The following is a 12,339-nucleotide window of genomic DNA, read 5'->3' on the forward strand; positions in this document are numbered from 1 at the left end:
GAGCGCTAGAAACGTTCACTGTGCCGCCCTGACTCTCTGCACCAGTCGCAACAGCGCTTGTGCCACTTCCTGCGGATACTCCACGGCACTAAAATGCCCACAATTAGGCAGCTCAACGAATTCCACCTCTGATTGCGACATCATCTGCGCCAGAGGACGCATCACAGTTGGTGGACTGGATGGATCTAAATCACCACTGAGTACCAAAGCAGGAGTATTAATCAACTCCAGCTGCTCACTTTGGTCTGGGCGGCCCGCAGCCATACGTTCGCGCCAAGCAATACCCTGAGGCGATTGAGTGCTGATCCACTGGCTGAACATATCCACAATCCGTTGAGATTTCTTCACATCGGAATCTCCCTGCTGAGCTTGAGCAAAATTCATTACAGGGTTAACGCTTTCTTCGCGAACACATCTGTCAGCAACTTCAATACGATGCTTCCTGCCATGTACGGAATCAGCATCGGCTTTGGTATCGCATAGCGCTATGCCTGCCACAGCATCAGGATGCAGGCGTTGTATCGCCAGTGCCAAATAACCCCCCATTGACAGTCCGACCCAGACTGCTTGTTGATAGCCTTGCTCGCGGAGTTTTGCAACGAAGGCGTCTGCCATACGATCAAGCGCCTCAAGATATGCGCCGTCTTGTGCTTGAGCACCAGAAATCTGGGCATCAGGCACAGGGCAATCACCGGCACCAGGCATATCAGGCGCAAAAATCGTCACCGCATCTAGACCTTCTTCAGTGGCCTTCATACTGATGAATTGTGCGCATTCTTCCCACATACGATGATCGACTGGAAATGCGTGCAACAACACTAAAGGCGTTCCAGAACCTTGGGACAATACCGTGTTAATTATCGTCATATCATGCTTCATCGATGGTGACCCTTCTCGCTGTTGTTCAAGCAAACGTTGTGCCAATACCAGTTCTCAGGAGAGTCCAGCCCAAGATAATGCACGCTGCAACAACTTGCCATGACCGTCGGGCATCTGCTTAATAAACTCTTCAAGAATTGGGCTGCTTGGACTTACCCACTCTACGTCTAGCGTTTCATCTTCGGGCTTGCAATCCCCCGCTACCGGAATTACATAGCACAGAGAAATGGCATGTTGACGGGGATCATGAAATTCAGATACCCCAGGGGTTGGGAAGAATTCGGCGACTGTGAATGGCTGCAAACTCGATGGAATCATCGGCAACGCAAGCTCACCGAGATCTTTGGCAACATTTCTTGCTATCGCTTCGCGCAAAGACTCGTGGAAGAGCACACGTCCAGTTATCAATGTTCGCTCAATCGCACCATCTTCACACATTCTGAGAAGCGAACCAATCTGAACGATTCTGCCAAGTTCATCACTGCGTACAGGCACAATCTCTACGTAGGCTATCGGTAGTTGGTGCCGAGCTCTATCGATATCGGCGGGTCCAAGCCAGCCTGGAGGATTACTCCCCGATCCGCGCACGAAATCTTCGGGCGTGATGTTATCGAATTCTCCCCGACTACGTCCGGCATCAAAATCATCGTCGTCTGGCACTTCATCATTCAGCACTCGCATACATCCATTATTGCCCAAGATATTGAATGACTAGGTTACAAACCCGTCATGAGATTCGTCACATCCGTAAAATCAGAGTCGACAGTAACTGTGAGCAATCTTGTCGAAGCGATATCTCGCTGATATGCGCCGAGAGCTGAGCTTGAATAAAAATAGGAATGAAGAGGCCATCGTGGTTGTAGTGTTCTGTGACAACACTTTTCTCGATTTACTTGGATGCTGCAAGGTTATGATTACCTCACAAACCAAGTGTAATAAGGAGCTCACATGGCCACACAGTCACTTTCTTCTCAGACGTTCAATAGCACGATTGAAGACAATGAACTAGTTTTCGTTGATTTCTGGGCTACGTGGTGTGGTCCTTGCAAGGCTTTTGGCCCAATTTTCGACAAAGCTTCAGAAAAGAACTCAGACATCGTGTTTGGAAAAGTTGATATTGACCAAAATCAAGAGCTAGCTGCTGCCGCAGATATTCAAGCCGTACCAACGCTCTTAGTCACCAAGAATGGGCAGATTATCTTTAAGCAAGCAGGCGCTCTCAGAGCCTCTGATTTGGACAATCTCATCGATCAGGCGAAGAAGGCAGATGTCCCTCCTGCACAGCATTAGGTTGTCCGTAACAAGCTGAACATTCTCATGTAATGAACACAACTGGAATTCCTCATAGTATGCGTTATTATGGAGGGGTTGTGAATTACCAGCGGCGGGTATGCGGTACCCGATAGGGAATAAGACAGTACTGCGCGAGCAATGATGCGCACCCGCTTCGCTGAGGATCTGTAGATCGACACTGAGGAGAATGATGGCGAGTCACCGCAAGAAACACGTTTCACTGTTTGCGGCTCTGACGAAGCGTCAATGGACAAGACTTGTGGCAGGATCCCTGTCACTAGTGATGCTGGTCTGCGTGGGGTTGTTCTCGCGCGACTTTTACGGCGAAACCCAGAAGGCAAGCGCTGGTCAGGTCACTGAATACTCAGCAACACAGACTCAGGGACTTACAGTCTCTCGAGACAGCGTGCGTAAAGCGCTAGACCAAGGTCAGGGAGACGGCGCATCCAGCACCTCATATGTCAAAGTTCAAGTCAACGGAAAATCCAAAATTGTGCTTGGTGATAATTTCACCACCGTGAAATCCGTGCTTGAGGCCGGTGATATCACCCTGAACCCAGATGACACAGTTACACCATCATTAGATTCGACAGTCACTGAATCCACAGTCATCACCATTTCAAGTTCTGACTCTAAAATTCAAACCTCTGAGTCAGACATTGCATTTAACACGATAGAAGAGAAAACCAGCAGCCTCCCCACCGGCACTACTAAGGTAAAAACCGAAGGAAAAGCCGGCGTTATGGTAACCACGAGCCTGGTCACAGTTGTGGGCGGTAAAAATACTTCAAGCAACGTGTTTGCCTCCTATGTAAAAACGGCACCCACTAACAAAATTGTGCTTATTGGCACCGGAGTAGCTGCATCGTCAAGCTCCTCATCATCGTCATCATCGTCGTCATCCTCAACCACTGTGTCAGCAACGTCAACTGCTCCAGTTGGAGAGTCTCAAAGCATCGCACATCAAATGGTTCTTTCCCGCGGTTGGAGCGAGAACGACTTCACCTGCCTCGTACAGCTTTGGAACAGAGAGTCTGGTTGGCGAACGAATGCTGCGAATCCTTCGGGCGCATATGGCATCCCTCAATCCTTGCCAGGTAGCAAAATGGCTTCTGCAGGCGCGGACTGGGCAACCAATCCTGCTACACAAATCACTTGGGGACTCGGATACATCGCCGGCCGATACAGCACCCCATGTGGTGCATGGGCGCATTCTCAAAGCACCGGTTGGTATTAAATCGCTGTCAGTTGCTCACGCGTATAGTACGCCTCCGCTTGATGCAAACGGAGGCGTACTTCGTTATGGTGTGAGTGTATAAAGGTATGATCCATCCACTGGCAATGGATTTGTTGCTTTGAACGGGTCATCTACAAGTGTGCGCACACTGTAGCAATTGCATGTATAACTATGCTCACTAGCAATAACTGCGCCTTAAGCCGCAAAGCATTTCCTAGTCTGATGCAAGTGGCGCAGGGTCACACTCCTTCTTGCCAGCTTACGCTTTCATCCGCGTTCCATTCTGCATGCTGAGTCACAAATCAGTAGCCGTCAGCAAGCGATCAACTGCGGCTCCGGTATTCACACTCCCCACGGATCCGTTAGCACTTTAGAGATAAAAAAATCTCGTCACCGCAGCAGACCTGCAGTGACGAGACAGATTAACGTTTAGCCGAGTAAGGAATTACATAACGGCTTGCAGCACGAAGTCCAAAACGAACAGTACCGAAACACCCCAAATAATCGGGTGAACCTCCTTGGCCTTACGCTTGAAGGTCATGGTCAGGCAGTAGGTGATGAAGCCAGCTGCGATGCCGTAGGAGATGGAGTACGAGAAGGCCATAAACACTGCTGCAAAGAATGCAGGAATTGCAGATGTGATGTCGTCCCAAGATATTTCCTTGAAAGAACTCAACATCATGCAGCCCACAAGAACTAGCACTGGCGCAGTAGCGGCTGATGGGATAGCAGAAACTACAGGTGCTAGTACAGCACTGATAGCGAAGCAGATGGAGACCACAACAGAGGTCAGACCAGTGCGCCCACCCGCAGCGATACCGGCAGCTGACTCAACATAGGTCGTAGTGTTCGAGGTACCCAGCAAAGAACCAATTGAGGTGGCTGTTGCATCTGCAAACAGTGCCTTATCCATCTTTGAGCTAAAGCCCTTACCGGATTCAAGTTCCTTTTCATCTTCTGCTGAGAAGATTCCTGAACGTCGGCCAGTACCAACGAAGGTACCAATAGTGTCGAAAGTATCAGAGAGGGAGAAAGCAAAAATGGTCACCAGTACCAACGGTAGTTTGGCAGGGTCAGAGAACAACGCTGGGAAACCATCGCTGCTGAAAATAGCAAGGACAGTCTGAGGAAGCTGGCTGAATGACTCACCAAGTCCGGTGGTTTGTGCAAGCGAAGTCACACCCAACGGAATACCAATTATGGTGGTTACTGCGATTGAAATCACGAAGGCACCCTTGTTCAGGAAGGCCAATTTGCCCTTGAACTTGAATACCAAGAAGAAGATGGAGATCAGCAATCCGATAAGGAACAGAACGACCGCCGGCTTATTGAAGGTTGTCAAACCAGGATTTGCGCCTGCTGGTGCAGTCTTGTCAGCACTGAACTGAATGATACCAACATTGAGTAGACCTACATAGGCGATAAAAATACCAATACCGCCGCCAATTGCGTGCTGCAACATGGGTGGAATCGAGCGGATAATCATTTTTCGCAACTTCGTTGCAGTAATGATGATGTTAATGATGCCACAGATAAACACCATGCTCAGTGTTTCTTGCCATGTGAAGCCGAGACCCTTTACCACGGTAAAAGTAAAGAAGGCGTTGAGACCCATGCCTGGTGCCAAAGCATATGGCACGTTGGCGAACAAGCCCATAATGAGGGTACCGATAATTGCAGCAATAATAGTTGCAAGGAATACCGCACCCCAAGGCATTCCAGTGCTAGAAAGCACGCCAGGGTTCACCACGATGATGTAAGCCATCGCAAAGAACGTCGTAATACCAGCCACAACTTCAGTAGAGACAGTTGTGCCGTTCTCCTTTAATTTGAAGAACTTCTCCATACTCTTCTTTCCCCTTACAGAATTTGTCACAGATTAGATATGGATTGAACAAGGGAGAGCATAGCACCTGTATAGGTCCTGTGTATGTTTCGTGTTCTACATGGAACGTGAACTATCTCATAAAGCAAGCTCTAGAGAGGCATTATCCGATTGTGTAGGGATTTTCCGGGATACTCCAAGTACAAAAACTGCAATATGGCGAAATAGCGTCAGAATATATGACTCGATATATGAGAATCCCTACACAAACGGCATTACAACTGAAAACAACAAGAGGCGGGGTACACACTGATTGTGTAACCCCGCCTCCTTATGAAATGATCAATAGATCATCCGAAACGACCAGAAATGTAACGTTCAGTATCTTCCTGCTCCGGATTCGAGAATATAGTATTGGTGTCGTTCATCTCAACCAGATGGCCAGGCTCGCCGACTGCACGCAGATTGAAGAATGCGGTGTAATCAGATACACGCGCCGCTTGCTGCATGTTGTGCGTCACGATGACGATGGTGTATTCCTTCTTCAACTCATTAATCAAATCCTCAACCGCAAGAGTTGAAATTGGATCAAGAGCTGAGCAGGGCTCATCCATGAGTAACACCTGTGGATGCACGGCAACCGCACGAGCAATACATAGCCTTTGCTGCTGACCGCCAGAAAGGCCGATTCCTGGTTTATCAAGCCTGTCTTTGACTTCAGCCCAGAGGTTTGCACCACGCAAAGCCCATTCAACCAAATCATCTGCATCAGATTGCTTGATCTTCTTATTATTGAGTCGCACACCTGCGAGCACATTGTCGCGAATAGACATCGTAGGGAATGGATTTGCCCTCTGGAACACCATGCCTACGTCTCTGCGAACAGAAACTGGATCCACATCAGAGGCATATAGGTTCTGCCCTTCTAGCAGTACCTCTCCTTTGACGTAAGCACCAGGAATGATTTCGTGCATACGATCCAATGTCCTGAGCACGGTGGATTTTCCACAGCCGGACGGACCGATGAACGCAGTCACCTTGTTTGGTTCAACCGCCATGTTGACGTCTTCTACAGCGAGAAAATCACCGTAGTACACGTTCAGATGGTTGACATCAATGCGTTGTCCCATTTGTTTATTTCCTTTCCAAGCCTTGCGCCTTGGTTCATCAGTCTTGTGTTTTGACCGCGAAAACCTTCGCTACCAAACGTCCAATAAGGTTCAATATCAGCACTATCAGAATGAGTACAAGAGCAGCAGCCCACGCACGCTCCATTCTTATACCAGGAAGACATGGAGGATTGGCTTTGAGAGCAGCCGCAGAACACGTTGCTAGCCCTTGCGAATATTCGTTGTATACATAGACAGGAAGCGTGGTCATACGTCCACTGAACAGATTGAGATTCGTTGAAGGTATAAAACCCGATGCAATCAATAGCGGTGCGGTTTCACCAATTACTCGCGCGATTGACAGAATCACACCAGAGACGATACCTGGCAAAGCCGTTCGAAGCACAATTTTTGTAATTGTTCGTTGCTTGGTAACCCCAAGAGCATACGCTGCCTCGCGCAAATCTCCGGGCACGATCTTCAACATTTCTTCCGAGGTCTTCACCACGGTCGGGATCATCAGCAATGACAACGCTACAGAGCCTACGAAACCATTAACCGTTCCTGGGCCACCTATCAGCGCAAATAAAGAGAAAGCAAAAAGGCCAGCAACAATCGACGGGATGCCACTCATCACATCAACTAGCAGTGCTATAGATTTGGCGAGTTTACCATTATTGGAATATTCAACTAGGTACACAGCGCACATCAACCCAATAGGAATCGAAATGACCATCGCACCCAAAGTAATGAGTAAGGTACCCATGATGGCATGCAATATACCGCCATACCCACCGCTCGGTGTGGGGTTACCACCAACAACTCCTGACATATTGAAACTCAGAAAGTTGAGGTTCAACCTAGCAACACCGGATGAAATAGTCGTCCACAAGAGGGAAATAAGAGGAATAAGTGCGACAAAGAACGCGAGGATGATGAGCACCCTCATGCCGACATCCTTACGCTTGCGTGAAGCTATATACGAACGGGTCGGTTTGAACTTGTCAAAATCAATCGAAGGTGCGGTGTCGTTCACAGACACAGATCCGGTAGCAGGCGCAGTATTGTTTGGAGACATAATATCTGACATCAGACTGACGCTTTCTCGGTGATTCTACGGGCGATGTAATTCACCAAAAAAGTAATGACGAACAACACCAAACCGGTGGCAATTAATGTGGATACACCCAAATCGTTGGCCTCTGGGAATTGTGCAGCAATATTAGCTGCAATAGTTTGATTCTTCGAAGCTTGCAAAATATTGAAGGAGTAGCTCAACCCTGGCGAAAGAATCATCAATACTGCCATGGTCTCGCCCAAAGCTCTTCCCAGTCCAAGCATTGAAGCCGAAACAATTCCAGACCTTCCAAAAGGCAGCACAGCAAGCTTAATCATTTCCCACTTTGTTGCTCCCATTGCCAAAGCCGCTTCTTGTTGTAGTCGCGGAGTTTGTACGAAGATGTCCCTAGCAACAGACGTGATAATCGGCAGAATCATTACAGCCAATACCACAGCCACTGTGGCAACCGTACGAGAGGGATTAGCAACAGGCCCTTTGAATAGAGGAATCCAGCCTAGGTATTTTGCAACCCAAGTCCAAAACCCTGTGATATGCGGTACTAATACAAGACCGCCCCACAGTCCGTAAACCACTGATGGAATTGCTGCTAACAGATCAACGACATAACTCAATGCTGTTGACAATTTCTTTGGAGCGTAATGCGAGATGAAGAGAGCAATCCCGACCGCCACGGGGAAGGCTAACAACAATGCCAAAGCCGAGACCAAAACTGTACCGAACACCAATGGACCGACATATTGCAAGAAATTCGTTGCTTGCCCACCGGTAAAAGAAGCAATGGTTTCTTCATTCTGATGCTGATTGCCGGTTATCATCGGCAATGCTCGCATGAGTAGGAACAAAGTAACGGATGCCAAGGCAACAAGAATCAGTATTCCTGCACCATAAGCGATACCTTTAAATACCTTGTCCGATGTCTTGCCTGAACTGCTGTGTTCGGCAACTGCTGTTTGCGAACTCACACGTTCTCCTTCACTTGGGTAATGCCGAGCGCAACCGTCTCACGTCATCTACCTTAATATGCAAATGGAATAAATCCTTCGAAAGCGTCTTTATTCGGCAAATACCCGCGCCTAGACGAATGTTGTTGTCGTCTGCGACGCGGGTGTTGTCTGACATCCTAATTGCTTTCTCGGATGATTTTATGCTCTCACTTGGTGGATATGGCGTCGATGGACTTCATAACCTCGGTGCGCAAGGAGTCGGACATTGGAGCGCTTCCGGCTGTCTCAGCGGCGGTCTTTTGACCTTCTTCGCTGACCACGTAGCTCAGCCACTGCTTGGCAAACTCAGCATTCTTGGTGTCCTTATATGCAGGGCAAGCAATGTCGTAAGAAACTAGCACGACTGGGTAGGCGCCGGCCTCGGTAGTGTTGTGGTCAAGCTTAATCACTACACGGTTCTTCTCGGTTGCGGTGTCATCCTTTGGTGATGCATCCACAACTTTGGCTGCTGCATCAGCGGAGTAAGCGACATACTTTTCGCCAACCTTGACCGCGACGCTGCCGAGGGTACCAACCTGTGAAGCATCGGCGTATCCGATAGTACCCTCAGCCTGGCTGACAGTGGAGATTACGCCTGAAGTGCCCTTAGCACCCTGACCAACTTGGTTTGGCCAAGTTTCTTCCACATCGTAGCCCCATGCGCTTCCGGCAGTGTCCTTGACATAGCTCAGGAAGTTCTTGGTGGTACCGGATTTATCAGAGCGGTGAACCACAGTGATTGCGAGGTCAGGGAGATCCAGCTTGGGGTTTTGTGTCTTAATGGCATCATCATTCCAATTGGTGATCTTGCCATCGAAAATCTTAGCGATGGTCTCGCCATCAAGGTTGACGTGCTTGCTCTCACCGTTCAGACCAGCAGTCTTCAGGTTGTAAACGATAGCAATGGGAGAGATGTACACAGGAACGTCAAAAGCGGTTCCTGATGCGCACACGGACTTGGACTGGGAGACCTGATCTGCAGTCAATGCAGCATCAGAACCTGCCCAGACAGTTGAACCGGTCAGGAAGGTGCTTACGCCTGCTCCTGAACCTGATGGATCGTATGAAATTTTTGCATCTGGCTGCTTGGCTTCGAATCCAGCCTGCCATGCTTCAACAGCACTTTGCTGTGATGAAGCGCCTGCTCCGGCGAATTCGCCTGAGATTGTGGCAGCGGCACTACTTGAGCTGGTGTCTTCTGCGGTGGAGCTGGTATTGTCGCCGCAAGCTGCGAGCGAGGCCATCATCACCAAGCCTGAAACTGCAGCAACGGAACGGATCAACACATTCTTGCGCATAAGTTCTTTCCTCTATCATCCATAGGCGGCAATCCGCCTGTGTGTCTTTCTCTTTGGTGTTTGTGCTATCCCTAGACAGCACATGTCATCAACACGGCACACTGTTATTCATGACAGCTTCTACTCTATGGTCAACTCTTAGCAAGAGCAGCCCATTATGGTGAACGGAAGATGAACAGGGATTGATTTCTTCGCTTGCTTTGTTACACACCTTTGTGACAGACACAGCAAACTGGGGGCAGTCATCGCCGCTTGCCCCACATCACCATGTGCACACCGTGCAAAGTTCCAGTTGATCGGTCTCGAGCTATCAGTGATCAACGAAGAACTAGATTTCGTTCGGATCGTCAATCTTATAGCCCAAGCCACGCACGGTGGTCAAGTATCGTGGATGTGCTGTATCTTCTTCGATTTTTGAGCGAACTCGTTTGACATGCACATCAAGAGTTTTGGTATCCCCCACATAATCTGAACCCCAAATGCGATCGATAAGTTGGTGTCTGGTAAGTACTCTTCCCTTATTTTGCATCAGATATTCCAGCAGCTCGAATTCTTTGAGCGGGAAAAATACGCTTTCCCCATTGACCATCACAGAATGCTCTCCAACCAACATCGAGATGTTGCCACAAATCAGAGGCGTGTCGTCACCCGTATTACCTGAGTCATCCGATTCAGCGGTCTTATTCCTGCGTAATACAGCTCGAATACGTGCCAGTAGCTCTCTGAAAGAGTAAGGCTTGGTGACATAATCATCTGCGCCAAGCTCAAGGCCAACAACTTTATCTATTTCTGTACTTTTAGCTGTCAACATGATGATGGGCACACGTGACTGTTCTCGAATTCTTCTACAAAGCGCTGTCCCATCAATTCCAGGAAGCATCAAATCGAGTAATACTAAGTCGATACCGCCACGGGTGAAAATATCGAGTCCCTCTTCACCAGTAGCTGCTGCAGAAACGTCATATCCTTCTCGATTGAGCTGATACACCAAAGGTTCCCTATATGATTCCTCGTCTTCGACAATAAGAATGCGAGTCATGTAGATTCATTCCTTCTATTTGGGTGTGTTGTGTGAGTCGTCAGTTTTGGGTACCCAACAAACGGGTGACATTCGCCCACTCAACTCATTATCATAACCAACGTCCAGCTGCAGAGCATCTCCATATTCATGCTTAGCATCGTTGTATACCCCAATACAGACCTCTGCCACAAAGCATATCAACATTCAACACGCCGCTAAGTCCATGTTTGGTGTGCATACCAGCAAAGCCTTGTAATGACATGCTCAGTCAAGCGTCTGATCAAGCATGCAGCCTCTCACCTATCTCGTCATTTCGACAGGGGCAGTGTGATGGTAAAAGTAGATCCTTCTCCTTCACGAGACCATACAGATATTGTTCCTCCGCAATCCTCAACACAGTGTTTGACAATGCTTAGTCCAAGACCTGTGCCACCGGTAGCACGAGATCGGGCCGGATCAACACGATAGAAGCGCTCAAAAATTCGGCCTAATGCCGCTTGTGGAATACCAATACCTTGATCGACCACACGAAGAATAACTGACTCGTCGATCACAGCAACACCGATTACCACTCGTGTATGCTCAGCAGAATATCGCACAGCATTTTCAATCAGGTTCTTCACCGCAGTTTTTAAAGCGTCACGATTTACTGAGACCAATACCTGCTCTGCTCTCAAACCAGAAGGCCAAGGGTTACCCAAATCTATCTGTCTGCCATCGATTGCCAAATACAATTCAATATGTTTAGCCTCAGCCTGAACTTGATTTTCGCTCGCTGCTTCACGCACCATATCGGGCACATTAACTTGTTCAATATCGTCAGGGCGACGCTCTTCATCCTGAGCTTTCTGCAAATCGATAAGTCTGCCAACCAACTCAGTCAAACGTTCGGACTCTTTGGAGATACGCGAACTAAAATACTTCACTGCTTCAGGATCATCTGCGGCATCGTTAACCGTCTCTGCAAGCAAAGAAATTGCCCCCGCAGGGGTTTTTAATTCGTGAGACACATTGGTAACGAAATCACGACGCATCTGTTCAAAACTGCGCTGCTCGCTAACATCGCGAATAAGCACCGCGTACAATCCCTCAGCGATCTTTCCTGCTCTGATACGAAGAAATAGCTTGTCACTAGGCATGGCCGTTCCGGCTTTGAGACCTTTACCAGAGGCATTCTCGTAACTGTTCTTGCTGCCAGTTTCATTCATGGCAGTTTTCGAGACAGGAATCTCCAACTCGCGTTCTCTCAACACTCCATCCGAAACAGACCGCGAAAGTATGTCGACGATTTCTGGAGAATCCACATCATCTCCAGATACCAGACCTAATGCTCTTGCTCCTGGACTGCAGTAACGTATCTGAGCCTGAGCATTAACAATCAACACAGCATCCGGCATAACATCGATAAGACCTTGTTCTACTTCAATTACTGACACCGAATCATCAAAAATGGAATGCTGCGGAAGTCTTGCAGCCTCAAACAAGCGATGCTCCTTGCGATAGCCCATGAGGTAACAAGCTCTGCCTAAGATAATGCAAATTGCAAGCGCAATCACAGCGGCCAATGCTATCTGCGGCCACATCAAATCAACCTTCATGACGTCTCTTCCTGT

Annotated in this window: 12 protein-coding genes; 2 read left to right on the forward strand and 10 right to left on the reverse strand. The window is 48.4% G+C overall.

Translation table 11 applies throughout. The annotated features are described in order from the left end of the window. Nucleotides 1-15 precede the first annotated feature (15 nt). Together LKI20_RS08875 and LKI20_RS08880 are read right to left on the reverse strand one after the other, a co-directional pair. Nucleotides 16-867, reverse strand: a complete 852-nt coding sequence (locus tag LKI20_RS08875; RefSeq protein WP_291772920.1) for an alpha/beta fold hydrolase — start codon at nucleotides 865-867, stop codon at nucleotides 16-18. 66 nt (nucleotides 868-933) lie between these two features. Next, on the reverse strand, nucleotides 934-1,560 hold the full coding sequence (locus tag LKI20_RS08880) for an NUDIX hydrolase family protein (protein WP_291772922.1): 627 nt from the start codon (nucleotides 1,558-1,560) through the stop codon (nucleotides 934-936). Between the two features lie 267 nt (nucleotides 1,561-1,827). Between LKI20_RS08880 and trxA the strand changes: the two genes are divergently transcribed. Next, nucleotides 1,828-2,169: a thioredoxin gene (gene trxA / locus LKI20_RS08885; RefSeq protein ID WP_291772924.1), complete on the forward strand. Its 342-nt coding sequence runs from the start codon at nucleotides 1,828-1,830 to the stop codon at nucleotides 2,167-2,169. A gap of 193 nt (nucleotides 2,170-2,362) precedes the next feature. Further along, on the forward strand, nucleotides 2,363-3,409 hold the full coding sequence (locus LKI20_RS08890) for a G5 domain-containing protein (protein ID WP_291773501.1): 1,047 nt from the start codon (nucleotides 2,363-2,365) through the stop codon (nucleotides 3,407-3,409). Between the two features lie 445 nt (nucleotides 3,410-3,854). On the opposite strand, the gene LKI20_RS08895 is transcribed toward LKI20_RS08890, so the two are convergent. The 8 genes from LKI20_RS08895 to LKI20_RS08930 form a co-directional block, all read right to left on the reverse strand. Further along, nucleotides 3,855-5,255: an NCS2 family permease gene (locus tag LKI20_RS08895; protein ID WP_291772926.1), complete on the reverse strand. Its 1,401-nt coding sequence runs from the start codon at nucleotides 5,253-5,255 to the stop codon at nucleotides 3,855-3,857. Between the two features lie 329 nt (nucleotides 5,256-5,584). Then, a complete protein-coding gene (gene pstB / locus LKI20_RS08900) occupies nucleotides 5,585-6,364 on the reverse strand; it encodes a phosphate ABC transporter ATP-binding protein PstB (protein WP_291772928.1) in 780 nt (259 codons plus the stop codon). A 37-nt stretch (nucleotides 6,365-6,401) separates the two neighbouring features. Beyond that, nucleotides 6,402-7,421, reverse strand: coding sequence for a phosphate ABC transporter permease PstA (pstA, locus tag LKI20_RS08905; protein ID WP_291773503.1), 1,020 nt, complete (start codon nucleotides 7,419-7,421; stop codon nucleotides 6,402-6,404). 11 nt (nucleotides 7,422-7,432) lie between these two features. After that, a complete protein-coding gene (gene pstC / locus LKI20_RS08910; RefSeq protein ID WP_291772930.1) occupies nucleotides 7,433-8,386 on the reverse strand; it encodes a phosphate ABC transporter permease subunit PstC in 954 nt (317 codons plus the stop codon). A 10-nt stretch (nucleotides 8,387-8,396) separates the two neighbouring features. Further along, nucleotides 8,397-8,543 (reverse strand): hypothetical protein, encoded by a 147-nt coding sequence (locus LKI20_RS08915; protein ID WP_291772932.1) that lies wholly within the window; start codon nucleotides 8,541-8,543, stop codon nucleotides 8,397-8,399. A 31-nt stretch (nucleotides 8,544-8,574) separates the two neighbouring features. Continuing rightward, nucleotides 8,575-9,705 (reverse strand): phosphate ABC transporter substrate-binding protein PstS, encoded by a 1,131-nt coding sequence (locus LKI20_RS08920; RefSeq protein ID WP_291772934.1) that lies wholly within the window; start codon nucleotides 9,703-9,705, stop codon nucleotides 8,575-8,577. Nucleotides 9,706-10,033: 328 nt separating this feature from the next. After that, entirely contained in the window at nucleotides 10,034-10,744 is a 711-nt protein-coding gene (locus LKI20_RS08925; RefSeq protein WP_291772936.1) for a response regulator transcription factor, read from the reverse strand. Nucleotides 10,745-11,034: 290 nt separating this feature from the next. Continuing rightward, nucleotides 11,035-12,324 carry a sensor histidine kinase gene (locus LKI20_RS08930; RefSeq protein WP_291772938.1) on the reverse strand — a complete coding sequence of 430 codons (1,290 nt, stop codon included), beginning with the start codon at nucleotides 12,322-12,324 and terminating at the stop codon, nucleotides 11,035-11,037. Nucleotides 12,325-12,339: the final 15 nt, after the last annotated feature.

The sequence above is a fragment of the Bifidobacterium sp. genome (genome assembly GCF_022647885.1).
Taxonomy (GTDB): domain Bacteria; phylum Actinomycetota; class Actinomycetes; order Actinomycetales; family Bifidobacteriaceae; genus Bombiscardovia.